This is a genomic window from Methylomusa anaerophila, from assembly GCF_003966895.1.
GTDB classification, from domain to species: Bacteria; Bacillota; Negativicutes; order Sporomusales; family Sporomusaceae; genus Methylomusa; species Methylomusa anaerophila.
This window is the reverse complement of the sequence record NZ_AP018449.1, coordinates 3,505,032-3,529,624: the sequence shown is the minus strand read 5'-3', so window position 1 is coordinate 3,529,624 and position 24,593 is coordinate 3,505,032. Positions and strand designations below refer to the sequence as shown.

Here is a 24,593-nt window from a genome sequence, read left to right as displayed (position 1 = left end):
TTTCCTCTTTACCTCAAAATTAAATTTATAAACTGTTCTTCAGTTAATTGATCTTCAAAAATTCTTGTTACTACGTCATGATATAATTCATAATTTGCATAAACAAATTCATTATCAATAAATTGCCTTATCCCGCTCATTACCACTACCTGCTCATTGCCGGAAGCCATGGCCTGATAAAGAGCCTGAATACCAGGTTGCGTTTCCATAGCCACAAAGCCTAGTTTTTCTCTCATCATTTTCTGTGTTTCCTTATCTACACTCATTCCACCCTCTTTCCATAACGGCCAATTAATCGCCAGTGTATGCCCTTGTCGATGTCCTGATTTCACCAGAATATTTCGATACCGGGCATAAGCATCCATAAAAGCATTAGCAGTAGCATAGTCTGCTTGACCTGGGTTACCGATAACCCCAGCAAGAGAAGAAAAAAGAATAAAGAATTCCAAAGGTAAGTCCCGGCTTGCCTGATCCAGATTTACCAGTCCGGAAACCTTGGGGGCTAAAACTTCTTTTACATCTTCGCTGGATTTTTTCAGAATGAAGCTGTCCTTGAGTATGCCCGCGCAATGAATAATGCCATGGAGATTACCAAATTTCTCACGAATGCTTTTAATCAAATTCACAACTTGTTCCTTATTCGACACATCAACCTGCTGGTATTCGACCTTAGCCCCCAGCAAAACCAATTCCTGCAGCAAAGCTTGTTTGTCCTCAGTAAGTGGTCTTCTCCCTGTTAAAATCAGAGTAGCTTTTTTAACTTGCTGCGCAATTTCTTTGGCAAAAATTTGCCCCAAACCGCCAGTACCGCCTGTAATTAAATAAATCCCTTGATATTTCCAAGGAATTTTTATTGCGTCGGGGGATACTTGTACTTCGCTCCAATCGGCACACCAGCGCTTGCCGTCTTGGTAGCGAATGTGGTTATCCCGAGAAATTCGACTGTTTTCCTTAAGTTTTTCTACAATCAATCCGGCATTTTCTCCAGACTCAATTTCAATTATTTGACCAATAAATATCGGATTTTCAAGCATAGCCGTTTTCAGCATACCGGAAAGACCGGAAAATACCTGTTGCTCGATTTTGTCCGGAATCACAACCTGTAATAATACAGGCTCCTTTGGTCTGCCCCGAAGAATACTCTGTATCTCTTCAAATACCTGAGTCGCATAAATTTGAAACCGTGCCTCTATACCCTCTTCTTCAGTTAGCAAACTAAGACACCGTGTATTACTAATTTGATTTTCAATATCTTTTGGTGTAATTCCATCAAATTCACACAGTATCACCAAATGCTGGTTATAGACAGGATCTGCGACTTCTTGGTCTATTACTTGCTGCTTCCAGCAAGGGCAAATTAGCTGCATACCAACAGTTGCGTTAGACTCGGCGATACTATCGCTGCGTTCCATTTCTCTGAAGGAAAGCCCTCTCATCCTTACGCATACAGTTCCGTTATCATCACATAAATCGATGTCAAGCTTCTGTATCTTACCATCGATTTTACTGCCATCACTATAGCGGATAAGAGCCCACATAGTTTTAGAGCATTTTCCAAATATTTTTATGTCATCCACCGCAAACGGTACATACTGTTTTAATATCCTGCTACTATCTGATGACAAATCCCCGGTATTCATCATTAATCCACTAGCCGCCTGCAAAGCCGAATCCAGCATACTTGGATGCATTATATACATATCCTTGGTTTCGGCTACAGAAACAGGTAAAGAAAGCTCAGCCAAAACATAATTAGCTCCCACATTTAACATTTTAATGCCTTGGTGACCCGGCCCGTAGTTAATTCCCATAATACGGAATATCTCATAACACTGGGTGGCGGAAACCGTCTTTTCCCACACTTGAGACTTAATTGCAGACAAATCCAAGGTTGGTATTGTTAACGAACCCAATTCCGCACTGCCTTGACTATGTATTACCAACTCCGCATTAGCTGTTTCTGATTCGCTGTATATTTCATAGGTAATTTCGCCGCCTTCTTCCGGAGAAAGACTGATATATATTTTTACTGGCTGTTCCTCTACGATGACAGGACGGTTCCAAACAACATTTTTAAGTTGAATTACATTTTTCCCATTCCACAAATTTCCGAATGATTGTATAACTGCTTCTCTAGCCATCTCAAGATATGTCACCCCAGGCAAAACCCGCTTATCATTCACGACATGGTCTGTCAGGAAAAACTCCCGGCCTGTAAAGAGTGAACTAAACCTTTGTGCGTAGAAATCAGAATTATTTTGATGAAGGACTGGATGAATCCAAGCCGAAGTAGAGGTTTCGGTTCCTTTGCCAGCACTTGTGGTATTGATTTCAGGTAACCAATAGTGCTCTTTGGCAAAGGGATAGGCAGGTAAACTAATTCGTTGCGGCTTACCATCGCTATAAAGTTTGTTCCAATTAATATTCAAACCCTTGACCCAAAGACTTAAAACGTTATCATACTTCTCTTTAGTAATCCAATCATCAATTGTTTTGGATAAATTTTCATCTACTGAAAAAGCAACCACAGTATCTTTAAAAGATTTGGTCTGACCACGATACAGTGCGCTTTGGTCATCCTTAACCCCTTCAACAAAACTTTCGAGCATTTGCTCCAATTCTTTCATCGTCCGCACAACTAAGCCTAACCGCTCTTCCATTGCTTCCCGCCCAATCTGGAGTGTATAGGCTATGCTGACCAAATCTGTGTCTGAAAGATTTTGCTGCCTCATTGCAGTTAACAACCGTTTTGCCTGTTCCCTTAGCCGTATTTCATTTCTTGCCGACAGTAGAATAATTACAGGTTTGTTATTATCAATACTAATAGGGAGAGGCCGCAATTCTTCAGGCACATACTCCTCAACAATCACATGAGCGTTCGCTCCCCCCGCACCAAACGAAGATATGCCGGCAATTCTTGGATACTCCTTTATTTCTCCGTTAATCGTGACTACCGGGCGTTTCCATCCGCTAAGTTCCCGCTGAACGACAAATGGTGTTTTTGGAAAATTAATATTACTATTCAAATTTTCGGCATGCAGGCTGGAAACAAGTTTTTGGTTGTTCATTTGCAATATAACTTTAGTAATTCCGGCAATTCCCGCTGCGGCTTCTAAGTGTCCAATATTTGATTTTACCGAACCGATAGCACAGAATTCCCTGTCTTGCGTATCTTTCTCAAATGCCTGAACAAGTCCGGAGATCTCAATAGGATCACCTAGTTCTGTTCCTGTTCCATGCGCTTCAATATAACTGATTGTCCGAGCGTTAACTCTCGCTTTATCCAGTGCATCCCGAATGAGATTGCCTTGGGCTACCGGATTAGGCACTATGTATCCGTTAGTTTTACCACCATGATTAATACTGGTACTGCGGATAAGCGCGTAAATATGATCTTTATCGGCAATTGCCTGTGATAACCGTTTTAATAAAATACCCCCTACTCCTTCGCCAGGTACAAATCCATTACCATTAATTCCAAAGCTTTTGCATCGGCCATCTGATGAAAGCATTCGATTGGCACATAATATATTATAATTTGAAGAATGAAGATATAAATTCACACCGCCGGCAATTGCCATATCGCACTCCTGCCGGTAAAGATGTTGGCATGCTTCATGAATTGCAGTTAAGGAAGACGAGCACATCGTATCAATTGGCATACTTGGTCCATGCAAATTCAAAAGGTAGGATACCCTGTTGGCCACCGAGCTAAATGAAGTATGGGGAAATACTTTTTCTCCCTGTCGCCACAAATCCGTGCCGTATAACTCATAACCTGTTTTGGTGATTCCGGCAAAAACACCAATTCTCCCTTTATACTCGGTAGCCAGTTGCTCCCTAGTATAGCCGGCGTCCTCAATTACTTCCCAACAAGTTTCAATAAATAGTCGTTCCTGAGGATCCATAGTAATCGCTTCTCGTGGCGAAATATTAAAAAACAGTGGATCAAAGGCGGTAACATCTTCAATAAATCCGCCCCATTTACAATAGCTTTTACCTTGCGCAACAGCTTCTTTCGGGTCAGGATGGAAAAATTCATCCAATGACCATCGAGTATTAGGAATTAATGAAATACAATCTTCTCCGGCAGATAAATTTCTCCAATACTCTTGCAAATTTTTTGCCTGGGGATAGCGTCCACTCATACCAATAACAGCAATTGGCTCCCGAGTTTCGGCTTGGGGAGCCTTTACTGTAACAATATCTTTCTTCTTTTTCTTTGCTTTCAGAGAGGTCAAACTGATAGATGCATTATTGCTATTTGCCACCAAAGCTGCGTGGGATACTGTGTTCGCTTTAGGCGCAAGTCCCGTCCAGTCGATACATTCTTTAGCATAATTATCAATCAAATATTTTGCTAAAGCGCCTAATGTCTGATATTCAAAAAACAAGGTTTTCGATAATTCACCAAAAATATCAGTCAACCAGTTATTGAGCTGAGTTATCATAACCGAATCAATACCGTATGTCTCTAACGGTTCATCCGCGTCAATTTTATCTATACCCAGTTTGGTAACCCGTCCTAATAGCCCTTTAAGCTCAAACAAAGTCTTGTCATGGAGCAACCGCGAGTCTACTTGTGGGAGGTAAGCCTCAGCCACCAATATAGGCTTAGTATCGACGGAAAACAATGTTTCCCGGATTTGCTTCAAATTACCTTCAACAATCATTATTTGATTATGAGTTAGCGCCAGGCTCTGATAAAAGGTCTGTATGCCAGTTGAAGTCTTCATTACGCTCAAACCCGTGTTTTCCATCATTATTTTTGCAGTAACTTCATTAATATGCATGCCGCCTTCTTCCCATAAAGGCCAATTAATTGACAATGTTTGCCCTTGACGCTGCTTTGCAGCTACCAGAATGTTACGATATTCGGCGTACACATCCATAAACGCATTGGCGGCGGAATAATCAGCTTGTCCCGTATTACCAAAGCTTCCGGATAGCGAAGAAAACAGTACAAAAAAATCAAGTTCAAGGTCTTTACTTGCTTGATCCAAGTTGGCCAGCCCAGTAACTTTAGGCCTTAAAACTTCCAAAATCTCTTCCTTGGTTTTCTTCAATATAAAATTGTCCCGTATTACACCTGCACTATGGATGATGCCATTAAGACTGCCAAATTTTTTTTGAATGCTCAGAATTAAATTAATAACTTCATTTTTTTCTCCCACGTCAACTTGCAGATATTCAGCCCTAGCTCCCATTGCGTTTAGCTCTTCAAGCATTATACACTTGTTGCTGTTAAGTTCAGACCGTCCCGTAAGTATAATAGTTGCTTCTCTAACGTTACGGGCAATTTCTTTTGCATAAATAAGACCAAGCCCACCGGCACCACCAGTAATTAGATATATTCCCCGATCTTTCCACGGCATTTTCGGTGTCTTGGGTACAGCTAGTACTTCGCTCCATCCGGCAACCAAGCGTTTGCCATTCTGATACCTAATCCGGCTAGCAAGAGGTGAACAACTATTTTCTGTCAGTTGTCGTATAATATTCTGGCAGTTTTCAATTTCTACCAGTTGTCCAATAATGTGAGGATTCTCCAACCTGGCGGTATGCAAAAGTCCGATGAGTCCCGAAAAAAGCCGTTGTTCTTCACAAAGAGGTACTACGAACTGGATAAATGTTTTTTCCGATTTTTTATCTCTCATGCTGCTTTGGATTATTTGAAATAGCTGAACAGCATAATCTTGGAACCTATCCTCAATGCAGTTTTGTTGAGATTGCAGCACAAGGCATTGAACCCCGGTCATGTTGGTTTCGATAGTTTCCCTGGATATTTCTTCTTCCGTCCCGCAAAGTATAACTAAATGCTTAGTATAGCTTGGAACGGTAGGTTCATGGCCGATATCTTTTTCCTTCCAACTTGGCTCAAACAGCAACTGCCCTGACGGCATGAATTTTTCGCTTGCCTCCATTTCCTGGCCAATCCTTGTAAATGATACTCCTTTCATCCGCACACAAATTGAACCTTGCTCATCACAAAGATCAATATCTGCTTTATACCGTTCACAATCTGTTTGGCTATCACTCCTGTATTTGACTACGGCCCACATGGAAGATGCGCATTTTTCAATTATTTCAACTTCATCAATATTCAAAGGAATTAGCCATTTTTGCAGCCCTGCCGCATTATTTGACTCAATTAATAACCTTGCTGCTTGTAGCGCTGAATCCATTATGCTGGGATGCAGAGAGAATTGATCGCTAGTATCTGAAATACAGGCAGGTAAAGCGATTTTTGCCAATAACATGCCTACGCTAGCATATATCTTGACAATTCCCCGGTATGCCGATCCATATTCAATTCCTAATGCTCTAAAAGTCTCATAGTACTGACTCAGCACCTGATTGTTGTAGTTACATTGTGCTTGTAGAGTATTGATATCCAGTCGTGTACCATTTTTAACCGGACTTACTATAGCAATGCCCTGGCTATACACTACCCGTTCACCAAGGTTTTCTTCTAAACTATAAATTTCATAGGCAAACTCGCCGTCACCCTCCAGGTAAAGTCCAATATGGATTTCTTTTGCCGTTTCCCCTATAGTGATAGCTCTAGCCCAAATGACATTTTTAAAATGAATTCCGGCTTGCCCATCTATTAAGTCTCCTGTTGACTGCCTTATTGCAACCAGTACCATTTCCAGACAAGCTGTCTCAGGTAAAGTCGGCTGTCCAGCTACTAGATAATCTGCAAAAAAGAACTCCTTTCCGGTAAAAATTGAACTAAACCGCTGCTCGGAAAAATCCGAGGTATTGCGGTGCAGTAATAAATGAATGACTGAGCTTATCGGTGAAGTGACAGCAGGAATACTCATACATTCTTGTTCAATGCCAGATACCCAATACCGCTCCCGGGCAAAGGGATAGGTGGGCAAACTAATACGGCTAGGCTTACAGTCGTTGTACAATTTGTTCCAATCAAACATTAGTCCCTTAGTCCAAAGTTCAAGAAGTTTTGTATATTTTCTTTTAATTATCCAAGCCTCAATTGTTTTTGCCATATCTTCATCACCGGCAAAAACAGCCATTGATTCCTTATTACGTTTTACCTGGCCACGGTATAACTCTTCAATCCCTTCCTGTTCCGCAAGAAAACTCGTGAGTTTCTCTTCCAATTCTTTGATAGAATCCGCTACTATCGCCAGACGTTCCTCCATGGCCTCACGGCCAATTTGAAGAGTATAAGCCATATTAATTAGATCGTTATCGGTAATTTTTTTCTCCTGAATAGCCGTTAATAAGAGCTGCACTCGTTCTTTTAGACGATCCTCATTCTTGGCAGACAGCACAATACCTACCTTGCTCTGCGTAGTCTCATCACTCACTTCTTTTAAGTCATCAGTACGGTATTCTTCAATCACCACATGGGCATTTGATCCCCCAGCACCAAAAGATGAAACTCCGGCAATTCGCGGATATTTCTTAGTCTTTCCATTAATGCTGATCTCAGGCTGGTTCCAACTGGCAAGTTCTTGTTGAACCTTAAAGGGCGTTTGGATGAAATCGATATTGGAGTTGAGCGCCTTAGAATGCAACGAAGGCACTAGTTGACAATATTTAAGTTGCAGCAGTACTTTGGTTACAGCTGCAATTCCCGCCGCACTTTCACAATGTCCAATATTTGATTTTACTGAGCCAATTGAGCAAAATTGCTTATCACCGGTATACTCCCTGAAAGCTTTAGTCAAGCTTGCTATTTCAATAGGGTCTCCCAAAGCGGTACCCGTTCCGTGAGCTTCCAGATAACTTATTGTCCTGGGATTAATTCCGGCTTCCCGGAGAGCCATGCAAATAACACGAGCCTGGGCATTCGGATTAGGAACGGTATAGCCGTTGGTTTTACCTCCATGATTAATTGCAGTTGCTTTAATAACTCCGTAAATATGATCCCGATCGGCAATTGCTCTCGCTAGAGGTTTGAGCAACACTGCCCCTACACCTTCGCCAGGAACAAAACCGTCACCATCTTGACCAAAGCTTTCGCACCGCCCCTTGCTTGACACAAAGTTTTTCTGAGCAAGCAATAAATACTTATTGGGGTGAATCGAAAAATTAACTCCACCGGCAACTGCCGCCTTGCATTCGCCCCGCCGAATACTTTGACAAGCCAAGTGAATAGCCGTCAGTGACGAGGAACACATGGTATCAATCGCCATACTTGGTCCACTAAAATTACAAAAATAAGAAATTCGGTTAGCTACAGATGCTGAATAACCCGGCAGCGCAGCCGGACTCCCTTTTATCCCGCCTTTTACACCATAAAGCTGATACTCATCATACATAACGCCTACATAAACGCCCACATTACCTTCTAAATCAAAACCGAGACTATCCCGGGTATATCCGGCATCTTCTAATGTTTCATATACGCATTGCAAAAACAAACGTTCCTGGGGATCCAAAGTTTCCGCTTCCTGCGGTGAAATATTAAAAAACAACGGATCAAATTGATCTACTCCTTCGATAAAACCTCCCCATTTGCAATAAGTTTTTCCTTGCTTGTTTTTCTCAATATCATAGTATAATCTGTAATCCCAACGGTCAGACGGAATCTCGGTAATTGAGTCTTTACCGTCCCTGATATTCTTCCACAATTCCCCAATATTTTTAGCTTGTGGATACCGTCCGGAACAACCAATAATTGCAATATCTAAGGCTTCATCTGTTTGTGCTTCTCTGGTGGTGCTTGGCAAAGAAGTTACTACTGGCTGCCTACGTCGACTGCTAGTCAATATCGGCTCCTCTATCCTGGCAATTTTTTCAGGTTCTTTTACAGTAGTTGGTGCCGCTTTATCCCCACCATCGATTAATTCTTCCAACTGCTTCCGGTAAGATTCAAGAAAATATTCGGCTAACTCCTGAATATTTTGATATTCAAAGAAAAGTGTTTTCGGCAGCAAGCCGAACGTTTTTTCCAATTGAGCAGTCAGCTGCATTACCATGATTGAATCTATACCATACTTCTCCATCGGTACAGATTCCTCAATCCGCTGTACAGGCAGCTTGATAACTGAAGAAAGCAACTGTTTTAAATACTGAATAGTCTTTTGCCTAAACATGTCTTGATCTTCAACAGATTTATTCACGCCTTTTTCTATGTTGGAAACTGCTTCCATTTCAGGATATTGACCAAAAAAAGTTTCCCTAAGCAGTCTAAGTTCGCCTTCGACAACCATTACTTGATGGTGGCCGGATGCCAAACTTTGATATAATGCAAGAATGCCGGAGGAAGTATTAATAGCAGCCATTCCCGTTGTTTGCCGCATTCTGTTCTCATTTTGTTTATCAATATGCATTCCGCCTTCATTCCACAGAGGCCAGTTAATTGATAGTGTCTGACCATACCGTAACCGATTTGCCGCCAATGTGTTACGATATTTTGCAAAAACATCCATAAAAGCATTTGCTGTGGAATAATCAGCCTGCCCGGGATTCCCTATTCCGCCCGCAATTGAGGAAAACAAAATAAAGAAGTCAAGCTCCAAATCTTTAGTGGCATGATCAAGATTTATTAAGCCTCTGACCTTTGGTGCTATGACTTCTTGCAGTTCTTCTTTTGTTTTTCTAATGATGAAATTGTCTTGAATAATTCCGGCACTATGGATAATGCCATGCACATTGCCAAACTTCTCCTTAACATTCTGAATTAAGCTATTAACAGCTTTACTTTGTGTCACATCAACTGCCTTGTATTCAACCCGGGCTCCCATTGCTCGCAAATCATCCAGTACAGCTTGCTTTTTAGTATCAAGTGTTGACCGTCCGGTAAGCAGTAATGTAGCATCCTTGACTTTGCTTGCGATTTCTTTGGCAAAAATAAGTCCTAAGCCACCAACTCCGCCAGTAATTAAATATATCCCCTTATCTTTCCATGGATACTTCACTGGCTCGAGAGGTGTTTTTACTTCATCCCAAGCTGTAACCCAACGTTTTCCTCGGTCACAATATCGAATCTGCCCCTCAGCAGCATACCAGCTGTTTTCTCTCAGCTTCTCGATTATGCTTAGAGTATCTTTGTTTTCAATTAAAATAAGTTGCCAGATTAATCTTGGATTCTCTAAATGAGCGGTTTTCAGCAATCCGGACAGTCCGACAAAAAGTTCCTGCTCATCTTGAGCAGGAATAACAAGCTGAACTAACACATTGTCCTTTGGTTTGTTTTTAAGAATATTTTTAATTTCTTCGAATACCAAAACTGCTAAGGTCTCAAACCGTTGCTCAATAGCTGCCTGCTGAGATTTTAACGTAATACAACGCACTCCATTTATTTGCGTTTCAATTGTTTCCTTGGAAATATCATTAAGTTCACAAAGAAGTACCAGGTGATTACCATAGGAAGCAGGCACCCTATCTTTTTGACTAATAGATTGTTCTTGCCAGCACGGTTTAAGCATTAATGTTCCGTTTACCGGCAATAACCCTACCGAGCCAACTGCACCTTCCAACACCCTGCTGGTAACTCCCCGAACGCGCACACATACATTCCCGTTTTCGTCGCATAAATCGGCGTCAAGCTTCTGGATTCTCCCTTCACTGTTTTTTCCGAAACGAACCAGAGACCACATTGAAGCTGGACAACTGCTATGAATTTCGATTTCTTCCAGACTAAAAGGAAGAACAGGTTTATCTAGTTCAACACAATCAGCTAATTTTGCATCCCCGGTAACATTTCTCAAAGCAAGCGACGCCTGTAAAGAAGAGTCCAGCATACTAGGATGAAGAACAAATTTATCCTTAGTTTCTTGAACAGATAGAGGCAACGAAATTTGGGCCAAAATCTCTTCGTCCCCCACATAAACCTTTTTAACACCTCGATATGCCGGCCCAAGCGCAACCCCCATTACCTTAAAAGCATCATAAACCTCAGACCCGTCAATAATGCGCTTATTGCACTTTGCTTGCAAGGCCGCAATATCTAATGCCTCGGTTTCTACAGCCGGACTTAGCATTGCACCACCCCGACTATGAATCAAAAAACCAGAGTCCGTTTCTTCAGACTCACTATAAATTTCATAAGCTATCTCACCATTGTCTTCAGGAGAAAGCGCAACATGCACCTTCGCCAGTCCGTTTCCGGCGACAATTGGCCGAACCCACCCTACATTTCTGAGACGAATAATTGTAGGTTCTTTCGTTAAAAGCCTTGTTGCTTCATACACCGCCGTGCGGGCCATTTCAAGCGTTGCGACCCCAGGTAAAACTAATTGATCCTTCACAACATGATCTGCAAGGAAAAATTCTTGTCCGGTAAAATACGAACTAAATCTTTGTCCTGATAAATCGGAAGTATTTTGATGAATCAACGGATGAATAATGTTATTGAAAGCAATCGGGTTAGAAGCAGCTTTAACCTCATCAGGCATCCAATAATGCTCTTTGGCAAAAGGATATGCAGGCAGGCTGATGCGACTAGGATTTACCTTTCCATAAAGCATATTCCAGTCAATACTGTATCCCTGTACCCATAATTCTGCAATTTTATCAAAAACACGTTTTGCTATTAGGTTTTCAACCATCGCATGCCGATCTTCCTCTGAGCCAGAGAATCGTATATTATTTTTTTTCTGCCCAACCTGCTTCCAACAGCAGTCAATTATTTGCTTGCCTGCGGTAAATTCCTCTAATTTTCCGATAAGCTCATAAATATCCTGTACTAGAAAGATCACTCTTTCTTGCATAGCCTCGCGTCCCACCTGGAGAGTATACGCGATATTTTCAATATTTTTTTCCTGCGGCGGGCTACCAATAACTGTTCCTACTTTTGGAAAAACCTCATTACTGTTTTGCTGATAATACTTTATGATTGTTTCAGACTCCGGCAATGCCCGCTTTAAAAACATCAATAGATTTTGGGCATAAGCTAACAAGCAATCTTCCGTCTTAGCTGAAATTGGAATTAGTACCGGATTGATTTTATCAGCTTCAGAGCTTCGCCAAGTTCTGGGAGTAGGAATACACTCCTCGATAACAATATGAACATTAGTACCGCTATGGCCAAAGGAATTTAGGGCCGCCATTAACGGCTTGCCAGTTTCTGATTTCCATTCCAATAAATCAGTGCTTATATAAAAAGCAGATTTATCTAATTCGATCAGGGGGTTTAGTTTCTTAAAACTATTAATGCCCGGTATCTTATGATAACGCAAAGACAGTAATATCTTAATCAAACCAATAACCCCTGCCGCTGCTGCCGTGTGGCCAATATATGACTTGGCGCTGCCTATAGCACAATATCCAGTCTTTCCGGTAAAATGCTTAAAGGCACGTACCAGAGCATTGGCCTCAACCGGATCACCTAGTTTGGTACTTGTTCCGTGCGCTTCGATGTAGGAAATATCCTCAGGATTAATATTAAAACGTTTATATACACTGGTAATTAATTGTTCTTGTGCTATTCCGTTTGGCGCAGTTATGCCATTACTGGCTCCGTCTTGATTCACCCCTGATCCTTTAATAACACCATATATATGATCACTGTCAGCAATGGCCTCTTCAAGCCGCTTCAAGACAACAATGCCTACCCCTTCTGCTAAAACCGTGCCGTCAGCCGATTCATCAAATGCATTACAACTTCCGGTAGGAGACAGCATCCCAATCTGAGATAACCGTAATAATCCGCTTGGATCTAGTTTGGCAAAAACCCCTCCCGCTATGGCTAAAGACGATTCTTTACTGCGCAAGCTCTCACAAGCCAGATGAATAGCCAAAGCCGACGAAGAACAGCCTGTATTTACAACCATAGCGGCACCTTTCAGATCTAAGTAATAGGACAGACGTGATGCGATAATAGCATCCGAAGCGCCTGTAAATGATTCATGTATATATCCCGTGGGTTCGGCGCCAATAAAAATACCTACCGGCATATTTGCAAACCGCCGAGGATTATATCCGGCATCCTCCAATGCTTTCCAACTTTCTTGTAGGATTAAGCGCTGATGAGGATTCATAGATTCCGCTTCCCGAGGAGAGATATTAAAAAATAGGGGGTCAAAGCAATTCCGCTCTTTGAGAATGCCGCCCCACTTATAATATTCTCCTGTTACATTCCGAAGATAATTTGATGGCAATTCTTGAATTGCACTATGTTTGGTTGTTAAGTTGTTCCAAAACTCATTCACATCATTGGCATCAGGAAATTGTCCGGATATCCCGATAATGGCAATGTCCGACAAACCCAATTTTACCCTATCTTTATGCCCATAATTATCCCGCTGTTGAGAAAGATTGGCTGTCTCTTGATTTTTTAGCACATTGAACAACGCCTTAGCTTCATCGGAGGTAATTTCCCTCATGCGTAACTTTTCTACAATGTTATTAAAGTTATTGCTATCCATTATTAACCCCCCTATTATATTTATTTGATAATGTCTCTACTAATAAATCTGTAGAAATTTCATTAGAAAAAAATCGATTTTGTAAATCTTTAATCATGCTAATCTCTGTTTGTTCAGACAAACCCAGTTCAGAAATACCTGGTGTACAATCAGAAGTAGACTGACACAAAGTATCGCTAATTTTAATATCATTTTGGAGAGGTATCCCTTCGGATGAATGTGACGGCAATTGAATTTTAATCTGGTTTTTATATGTTTTTACCAGATAATCTTTAAGCCGATCTGCCGTTGTATAATCAAAAAGAACGGCACTGTTAATATTCGTTCCCAATAATTCATTTAGCCGATTGACTAATGAAACCCCAATGATCGAATCCACCCCGTAATCTGAAAATGCAACATGGCCATCAATATCATCTAGTGATACCTTCAACAACTCTGCTAAGAGCCCGCGAATTGCATTTTCAATATAATTATCCGCATTTCCGTTCGCTGTTGGGATAGATGACATTATAGCGTCGTTATGAACCGATTGGTCAGAAACACCGGCTATGCCTTTTACCGGGTTCTCTTTTATATCCTCCTTAACAATTCTAGTTTCCAACTCTTTTCTAACAATACCGTCACTTTCGGCCGCAATAATATCCTGGCCGGTGTTTTCCTCTGAACCGGTAGGAAGTTGAACTTGTCTATAGCCTTCCTCTTCCAGTATTTTCTTCCACATTTCCAAACGAATGAGCGGCGATCCGGTAATTCTTGCATTTTCATCTTCATATAGCCACCAACCGTTCAACAATCCAAAAGTCAGTGTGGTAAATATACTTTTCTGAGTAACTTCATTTATAAGTAAGATTCCATTCCGCTTAAGAACTGCTTTTATATTTCTGAGTGTTTGTCGGATGTTTTTTGTTGCATGCAAAACATTAGCGGCAATTACTATATCGTAACTGCCAATTTCAATCCCCTGAGCCGCTACCGGTTTTTCTACATTCCAAAGTTTGTATCTTAAATAAGGATTGTCCGGCCCATATTGTTTTTCCGCAAATAACAAAAAGGATTTGGAAATATCAGTATAACAATACTCAACATGATCAACATATGGTTTTAATCTTGCCAGAACAGTTTTACTCGTCCCCCCAGTTCCTGCACCTACTTCAATAATCCGCACTATTGTTTTTGGCTTCGCCTCTACCCACTGTCTTACATATTCCTCTACGGCATCTGCCATTATAGAGTTATAAAAATCTGACAGAATATTATCTTTATAAATTCCTTCCACCATTTCCATAGATGAATTTGGAAACATAACATCGGTAGCTAAAATTTCGCCACGCAAAATTTCCGGTAAGCGCTGCAAGCATATAGCCGCTAACCTTACCTGCGCTTTCCAGTCGGCATCTTTTAAATAAGCTTCTTTGACGACTTCCCATTGCTGCGTTACCAGCTCTTCATCACTGAAATTCCAATCCTCTTGCGGATATATCATATCTTCTATACATTGTATATAGCCTCTCATTTGGAGAACATTCAGACATTCGTCCAGCCAGCGATCATATTTATTTACTATGCCGGTTGAATTTCTGAGTAATGTAATGTCTCTAGCAATTCCTCCCAGACGGAACAAACCCATTCGCCGCAATTGCACGAATAGCATTTTTGCTAGCCAGCTATTTATTTCTTCCGAAGTATTACTGGTGTTTTTATAAAGAAGTGCCAGCTTCTGCTCAACTAACTTTTCGTTTCCCCATAGGCAGCCGATAAGTGAATTAATACTGCTTTCATTTAGTGATACTACTTCATTGTCTTTACATTTCATTAGCTCAAGCACGGATTTCGTAGCTTTTAAACATATAACCTGGTTTAGCTTGCCTTGTTGTAATAAGTTAACAAAACGCTCAAAACACTCAAAGCCTTCCTTATCTTGCAGTGTCCCGGTATTTTGGTTAATAAGTTTCTCCCCTGCTTCTACTATCGATGATTTCCAAAACCCCCAGTTAATAATTCCTATTGGGAATACAGATTGTCTGCGAATAAATTGGACAAAGGCATCGGAAAATGTAATGCCTGTGGCATAAGCAGAAAAATTAGCAGCTCCCGAAAAGGAAAAGGCTTGTGCGGAAGAAAAGTAACACATAAAATCTAAAGGTTCATCTTTAAAGGTGGCGTAAAAGTTAACGCTGCCTTTTGTCTTAGTATTTAATATTTTCAAAAACTCAGCTTCATCTGTTTTAGTCACCGAGTTTTCGGAGTTAAAGACAATTCCTGCGAAAATTGCGCCATTAATAACTGGGTACTGTTGCTTTATTGTTGTGAGCGCGTTTTTCATCTCTGCCAAATTAGTCACATCTGCCTGAACATATAATGGAGGTTCTCCCACCGCCTGCAAGGATTCTAGCTTTTTACGAATCGTATCAGACGTTGCCGGTTTTCGGCCAATCCATACAACTCTGGAATTATATTTTTGCAACAAGCAGCGGGTAATTACTCCCCCCACTGTGCCACTGCCACCTAAGATTACATAGACTCCTCCCCGTTGGAACTTTGGCTCCTGGGAAGTATAAGCACTTGTGTCCAACTGGCGAAATTCCTGCTTATAGCGGAGGCCAGCTTTGATTTTTACTAATTCCCCTCTATTCGTAGGTGCCTCATTGCTTATAAGTCTAATTAATTCTTCCTGTTGTTGTTTTGTCGAAAGATCTCCCTGGGATATATCAATATTTCTGACTAAGAACCGGTGATCGCCTTGAGCAATCGAATAAGCCAAACCGGTAATGCCTCCACCGCGGGGATTGACACCGGCAGCACCAACAGAATAATTATCCTGAGAAATAATATAACAATCCATTTGCTTATCAGTTCCATTTTGCCGTTTAAGCTGCTTTATCAGCCGTAATAACTGAAGCTCATTGTATTGTTGGCTTTGTATTATGGCATTAAAATCGGGAACGCTGTGGTCGTCTCGGCATTCTGAGATAAAATAGAGACAATCTAACGCCCCAGAAGCCTTAAGACATATCTTTAAGCTCTCAAAATCATTAATATCGCATATCCATTCTTGTTGTGATACTTGTTTTGTTTGATTACCTAACCGGACTCGCAGAATGCTTTCTATTAGCTTGTTTTTAGAATAATGGTCATAGATTATTTCCGCTAATTTTGAGGATGATTCATGGTAGACGATTAAAACTGCATGAGGTTCTCTCTGCTTTACAATATCAGTTGAAGGTTGCTCTTCCCATATAGGTACATACATTAAACCATCCCATGAATTTGGTATGTTAGCTAAAGAAATCTGGTCAATTTGATAATTCCCGTCTCCAGGTACCCAACACCGTTTTTTGGCAAAAGGATATGTAGGCAAGCTAATTCGCTCCGGTTTCGTATCAGGATACAGCCGGTTCCAGTCAATATTCAGGCCTTTGACCCAAAGCTCCAGAAGTTTAGCATATTTTCTTTTACTGAACCAAGCGTCTATTGCTTTTGTCATATCTTCGTCAGTTGCTAAAACTGCCAGCGTTTCCTTATTGCGTTTTACCTGACCGTAGTATAAATCATCAATATTATCTTTTCCTTGCACAAAATCCCTAAGTTTTTCTTCAAGTTCTTGCACTGAACCTACTGTCATAGCTAACCGTTCTTCCATGGCTTCTCGTCCTACTTGGAGAGTATAAGCCATGGAAGCCAAATCAGTATTAGCGAAGCATTGCTCTTCAATGGCACATAATAGCTCTTTAGCTTGCTCTTTAAGCCCTTCTTCATTTTTAGCTGACAATACAATTATTGCGGGTGACGATGGTATTTGCACTTCCCGGGAATTAGGTATATATTCTTCAATCACTACATGGGCATTTGAACCTCCCGCACCAAAAGATGAAATGCCGGCGGTTCTTGGATATTCGCGCATGACTCCATCCAGCGCAGCTTTTGGTCTTTTCCATTCGCCAAGCTCTTGTTGGACGATAAATGGAGTCTTGCCAAAATCAATATTAGGGTTACGTACATTGGAATGCAAAGAGGGAACTAGTTGATGATATTTCAGTTGCAATAGTACTTTGGTCACTCCGGCAATACCTGCCGCGCTCTCGCAATGCCCTATATTTGATTTAGCTGAGCCAATGGCGCAAAACTGTTTATCTGCTGTATATTCTTGAAATGTTTTACTCAAAGCCGCGATTTCAATCGGATCTCCTAAGAATGTCCCTGTGCCATGGGCTTCAATATAACTGATTATTCTTGGATTGATTCGTGCTTGCTTTAATGCCCGTCCAATAACAGTTGCCTGGGCATTGGGGTTAGGAACTGTGTACCCGTTGGTTTTCCCACCATGATTTACGGCGATACCTTTTATTACTCCATAGATATGATCACCGTCCGCGACGGCTCTGTCCAGTGGTTTGAGCAATACTGCACCGACACCTTCTCCCGGTACATAGCCGTCACCGCCCTGGCCAAAGCTTTCACACCGCCCTTTGCTGGATAAGAACTTACCTTGGCTGAGCATTAAGTATTTGTTGGGATGAACCGATATGTTGACGCCTCCCGCAATTGCAAGTTGGCAGCCGCCGCTTTGCAGGCTTTGGCAGGCTAAATGGATAGCTGTCAAAGAGGAGGAACACATGGTATCTATGGCAATACTCGGTCCGTTAAAGTTGCAAAAATAGGATACTCTGTTGGCTATTGATGCCGGACTGCCAGTAAGGGCTATTGGCCTACCCATCATCTGCTCTTGGGCGCCGTAAAGTTGGTACTCTTCATACATCACTCCTACATAAACACCTACATTGCCGTCTACGCCACCCTCCCGGTTCATGCCGACGGTTTCCCGGGTATAGCCTGCATCTTCTAATGTTTCATAGACACATTGCAAAAACAGGCGTTCCTGAGGATCAATAAACTCCGCTTCCCGTGGTGAAATATTGAAAAAAAGAGGATCAAACTGATCCACGCCCTCGATAAACCCGCCCCACTTACTATAGATTGTTCCGGATTTGTTTTTATCTTCGTCAAAGTAACGGCTGTAGTCCCAGCGGTCTTTCGGAATTTCGCTTATACAGTCTTTACCTTCCTGAAGATTTTTCCAATATTCTTTGATGTTTTTTGCGCCGGGGTAACGGCCGGAAACACCAATTATTGCAATATCAAAAGGCCCTTGGGCTGTTTTTCCCCGGGATTTTGCAATGGCTGGTGCAATGCGGTTACGAAGGCCTTGACTTACCGGACGCTCAGCAGGCGGGGAAATCGGAGGATTATTGCTGAACGTCTCTGTCTCATTCTTGGCCGCCAGCAATTCCACAAGTTTTTCCCGATAAGTATCCAGGAAATAGCCAACTATTTCCTGGATACTTTGGTATTCAAAGAACAATGTTTTTGGCAAAGAACCAAAAGTGTTTTCTAATTGATTGGTCATCTGCATGACCATAATCGAGTCTATTCCGTATTTCTCCATAGGAGCATCGGCTTCAATCCGTTGCACAGGCAATTTGATTACCGTCGAAAGCAGCTTTTTGAAGAAATGGATTACTTTTTCTCGAAGCAAATCCGCTCCAACTGCTGAAACGGTCTTGTTTACTGCATACTTAATGTTTTCTTCATGTACGGCTACAGATGGTTGCTCCACAAACAGCTCCCGAATTTTTGCGGCATTTCCGGTCACTACCATTACCTGCTCGTGTGCGGAAGCTAACCCTTGATACAAAGCCTTGATGCCAATCGCAGTCTCAAGGGGAATAATCCCGGTGTTTTTCCTAAATATCTTTTCAGTATATTCATCAAGATGCATACCGCCTTCTTGCCATAGCGGCCAGTTGATTGATAATGTTTGACCATAACGGCGTTTTGCCGCCACCAGTTCATTACGATATTGGGCATAAGCATCCATGAAAGCGTTTGCCAAGGAATAGTCCGCCTGCCCTGGATTACCGATGACTCCCGCAACAGAGGAAAATAGCATAAATATGTCTAGTGGCAAATCTTTGCTTGCGTGATCAAGATTTACCAATCCGGTAACTTTCGGGGCTTGAACTTGTAAGAACTCAGCTGAAGTTTTCTTAATGATGAAGTTATCATCAATGACTCCGGCACAATGGATGATACCATTGAGCTTGCCATAGTCATTAATAATAGCTTTAATCAAGCTATTAACTTCTTCGTTTTTAGTTACGTCGGTTTGCTGATATTTAATCTTTGCCCCCAATGCTTGCAATTCTTCTAATTTTCTCTGTTTGCCTTCATTTAGCGGTGAACTGCCTGTAAGTATTAGAGTCACACCTTTACCGTGCTCAGCAATTTCTTTAGCAAAAATTAGTCCCAATCCGCCAGTTCCACCGCTAATTAAATAGACCCCCTGGTCTTTCCAAGGGATCTTTGTTCTCGCCTGTTCTGCTTCCTCTACTTCGCTCCAACCGGCCACCCAGCGCTTACCGTCCTGATAACGAATATGATTATCCAACGAATGCCGTCTGTTTTTCAGCAGTTTTTCTGCAAGTTCTTCCGTGTTATCAGCTTCGATTAATTGGGTTTTCAGTTGCGGGTTCTCAAGTTGAGCCGTCTTCAATAAACCAGAAAACCCACGGAAAAGCTGCTTTTCGTTTTTTGCAGAAATAACAACCTGAAGTAATATTTTTTCTTTTGGTTTACGCTTAAAAATACTTTGAATTTCCTCAAACAATTGAACGGCATAATTTTTGAATCGTCTCTCAATACTTTCTTGCTCACTGTCTAAAATAAAGCAAAGTACTCCTTTGATGCCGGCTTCTATGCTTTTCTGAGATACTTCACCAGCCTCACAGCATACTACAATGTGCTGATCATAGTCTGGATGTTTGTTTAGCTGACTAATAGCCCGCTCTTGCCAACATGGGTGAAGTAATATAGTACCGGAATCTGCTTCTTTAGAATCTATTTCATTATCCAGTTCTCTTGTTGAAAATCCCTTCATTCTAACACAAATCTTTCCTTGTTCATCACATAAGTCGATATCTAGTTTTTGTACTTTATCCCGGGCCGTACTACCATCACTATAACAAATGAATGCCCACATATTAGCGGTACAATTATCTCGAATTTCAAGCTCAGAAAGAGCAAAGGGAAGAAGTAATTTAGTACTGCTCACCCTCAAACCTATAGATGCTTGTAATGCAGAATCTAGCAAGCTGGGATGCAAAACAAACTGTTCTAAAGTATTGGATACGTTGGAAGGCAGAGAAAGCTTAGCTAGAACCTCACCTGTACCTAAATATATTTGCTCAATTCCCTGATGACCTGCCCCATAATTAAGCCCCATCTTGCCAAGAATATCATAACATTGGCCGGCAGTTAGAATACCTTGCTGGCATTTGGCTTTTATGGCCTTAATGTCCAAAGCTTGTATCTCTGCTTGCGGGTTAAGTACCGCACTGCCCTGACTGTGTATTTGTAATTCAGCGACATTTGCTTCCGGTTTACTATAGACTTCATAAGATATTTCGCCATTCTCGTTAAGAATGAGTTCTATCGACATCTGAACAGCTTGAGCATTTACAGACAGCGGACGCGTCCATACTACATTTTTTAAGCTAATCACATTTTCATCTGTTTTCAGCAAACCCGCCGCCCGCTCTATAGCTGCTCGCGCTATTTCAAGGTAAGCAACTCCAGGTAAAATTCGCTGTCCTTTAACAATGTGATCTGCTAAAAAGAACTCCTGTCCGGTAAAAACAGAACTAAACCTTTGTACAAAAAAATCGGAAGTATTTTGATGCAGCAAAGGGTGGTTTATAACTTTATTTGCTAACCCTGCAGTTGTTAATGTACCCGTGTTATTGTCCGGCACCCAATAACTTTCCTTAGCGAAGGGGTACGTCGGCAGAGAAGTTCTGCAATATCTATTATCTGAAAATAATTTATCAAATTCAATTTTGTATCCCTGAATATATAATTTTGCAATTGCAGCCAAATGCTCTAAAAACTCCCGCTCACAATTTGCCTTTTTAACTTTTTCTATACATTGATTTCCGTTATGCTTTAAGGACTCTTTTTCGCTAAGATCATTTTCATGTAATACCGAATAATATACCTGTGGCGCACTGCTTTCTGACAGCCACTTTTTGAGGAGCACCACAAGTTCTTGCAGGTCATGGACAATGCATGCCAATCGATTATGAAGATGTTTCCGTCCTAGTAACAATGTATAACTTATGTCGCCGCAATGTATGTTTTCATCATTTTCCTCACAATAAGCTACTAATTGTTTTATTTGCAGACGTAATTGCTCCGGGGTACGGGCCGACACTGCGATCAAGTATCCTGGTTCTTCCTGGTAGTGCCGCGCTGGTGCCGGAGGTTCCTCGATAGCAATATGAGCATTTGTTCCACTAAATCCGAAAGAACTTACCAACGCACAACGTTTAGAATTAGAATCGATGTCCCAATATCTAAGACTTGTATTTACATAAAATGGACTATCCTCAAAATTAATATTAGGATTACCCGATTGAAAATTAAGGGTCGGCGGAATTTTTTTATGTCGCATTGCTAACAGTACCTTAATAACGCCAGCAACCCCTGCGGCATATACCGCATGGCCTAAATTCGTTTTAATTGAGCCAATTGCACAATATTGTTTTCTATTGGTATAAGCTCGAAATGCTCGCGTCAAGGCATTAAACTCAATAGGATCTCCTAATTTGGTACCCGTACCATGGGCTTCTACCATTTGAATTCTTTCAGGCTCGATATGAAAGGTTTCATAAACATATCGTTCCAAACGCTCTTGCGATAGTGCACTTGGTGCTGTGATTCCATTGGTTCTGCCATCCTGATTAATTCCCGAACCACGAATTACGCCATAAATATTGTCCCCATCAGCTATTGCTTCTTTAAGGCGCTTGAGTACAACAACCCCGACTCCTTCCCCAGGAACAAATCCGTCCGCCCGTTCATCAAAGGTGTAGCAACGCCCGCTATATGAAAGCATTTCTGCACGGTTTCCTACTAAATAGGTATGTGGCGAACAGGTTAAGTATATACCGCCGGCGAGCATCAAATCTGTCTCACCGGCCCGCAAACTTTGACTGGCAAGATGGATTGCGACCAGCGAACTGGAGCAAGCAGTATCAACAACTACCGCAGGCCCTTTAAGGTTCAAATAGTAAGCAATTCTGGCAGGGATAACAGCGTTATCATTACCCCAAAATGCTTGTGGCGGTGGATTATCATTAAATAGCTGATCATAATCTGTTCTACCACATCCCACATACACGCCACACTTCAGTCCTTCTATTGCAGTTCCGGCATAGCCGGCATCTTCCAATGCTTTCCACGCTTCTTCCAAAAATATGCGCTGCCGGGGATCCATGTAAGTTGCTTCAAGACCAGATATATTAAAAAAAAGAGGATCAAATTTGTCGATATCTTCTAAAAAACTGCCATAGTTACAATACTTCCGATTTTGGTCAAAATACTGGGAAAGATCCCAGCGAGAAACCTTTTGTATTAGATTTGTGCCATTTTTTAAATTATTCCATAACTCTTTTACTGTGCTTGATTTGGCAAATCTACCACTCATACCGATAATTGCAATATCATCCTGCTGTTCTGGTGAACTTGTTTTGAATACACTGCTACTCATCGTTTGTTCTGTGTATTTAGTTTGCATTTCGGGATAAAAATCGAAGCTTGCCCCGTCAAACCGGCTTAATTGCCATTTTGAATCGTTAACTGCCACAGCTTCGGCAGGCTCGGTGCCGGTTTCTGCTAAACCAGGCATGTTTTCCTGTTCCTGTAACATTGAAATCAAAATTGACTCATATTCCTCAACAATATGCCGTACTAGTTGGTTAACATTATTGTAATCAAACAATGCGGTAATTTGCATAGTAATGTTTAGCTTTTTATTAATAGCATTAACCAAATTAACCGCAATAATAGAATCCACGCCATATTCAGAGAAACTCAATTCATCCTTTATTTTTCCGGTTTCCATCTTTAATGCTCCGGCAATACTCTCCCGGAGGATCATTCTAGTAAAGTTATTCACTGTTTGTTCGGTTACATCCATTTCCGCTTTGTTTGTTTCAGGCTGATTTTTTTGTATAGCTATCCTATCCTGCGGAATCTTAGAGCAATAATCAGAGTTAATTGGCGATGAATTTTCATCATAGCCTACAGAATCTGGCATCAATGTAAAGTCATGTTTTTTACGAATCACTCCGTCACTTTCAGCAACAATAATCTGCCGGCCTAAATTGTGTGCATCAGTAGCAGGGAAAGAAATAAATTGAAAGCCCTCACTTTCCAATACCTGCTGCCATTTTTCAGGATATAAACCGGCACAGCCAGGTATTCGTAACATTGAATCTTCATATAGGCACCATTCTTTTAAAAGACCAAAGGTCAAATGTATAAATAACGAATTCTCACTTATTTCATTTAATACAATTAGACCGTTTTTCCGCAGCAGCGTTTTAATATTGCGTAATGCTTGCCGAATATCTTTAACAGCATGTAGTGAATTAACCGCAATCAGAATGTCATATTCATCCGAGTTGACACCTTGCCCGGCAATCGGTCTATCTATATCTAAAAGTTTACAAACCAAATAATCCGACCCATATTCCTGTTGAACATGAGCTAAACACGCTCTAGAAGCATCTGTATAACAATACTCCCGGATGTGCTGCTTGTACGTACTGAGCTTAGAAAATACTATTGCATTGGCCGCCCCAGTACCTGCACCTATTTCGATAATCCGCAGTTTAGCAGCTGAATCCTGCCGTATCCGCTCTTGAATATAACCACTAACAGTATTAGCAACAACTTCATTGAAATAACCGGCAGCTTTATTATATTTTTCTAGTTGAGTAAGCCTTTCCATAGAAGAATTGGGAAATATAATATTTCTAGCTTCAGCTTTTCCTGTAAGAATATCCGGCAATGCTTTCAGCATTGCTTCAACCAGTACCATGTGGGCTTTTATATTAAGATTCTGGCTGTACTCTTCCTTTATTAAATTCCAATCCAGCCAGCCGTCCATATTGACAGACATATTACCTGCGGTAGTATAGAACTCCCCATCATACTCAAGATAGCTATTCCGTAACAATATAGCCAGGCTTTCCTCTAACCATTTGTCATATAAACTATGCTGACTAATTTTCATTTTTAAGTCGGCCATTGTTGCTTTCTTTTCCGAAAATAATCCGATAGATTTTAATTGCTCCCATAACAGCCGACAAAGAAGTTCGTCCATTCTTCTCATTTATGGATTCCCCC

Annotated in this window: 2 protein-coding genes; both read right to left on the bottom strand. The window is 41.2% G+C overall.

Going from position 1 to position 24,593, the window contains the following annotated elements:
• Positions 1-8: 8 nt before the first annotated feature.
• Positions 9-13,343, bottom strand: a complete 13,335-nt coding sequence (locus tag MAMMFC1_RS15955) for an SDR family NAD(P)-dependent oxidoreductase (RefSeq protein WP_126309450.1) — start codon at positions 13,341-13,343, stop codon at positions 9-11.
• Positions 13,336-24,579 (bottom strand): SDR family NAD(P)-dependent oxidoreductase, encoded by an 11,244-nt coding sequence (locus MAMMFC1_RS15950; RefSeq protein ID WP_126309448.1) that lies wholly within the window; start codon positions 24,577-24,579, stop codon positions 13,336-13,338. Before MAMMFC1_RS15950 ends, MAMMFC1_RS15955 begins: the two co-directional genes overlap by 8 nt.
• Positions 24,580-24,593 lie beyond the last annotated feature (14 nt).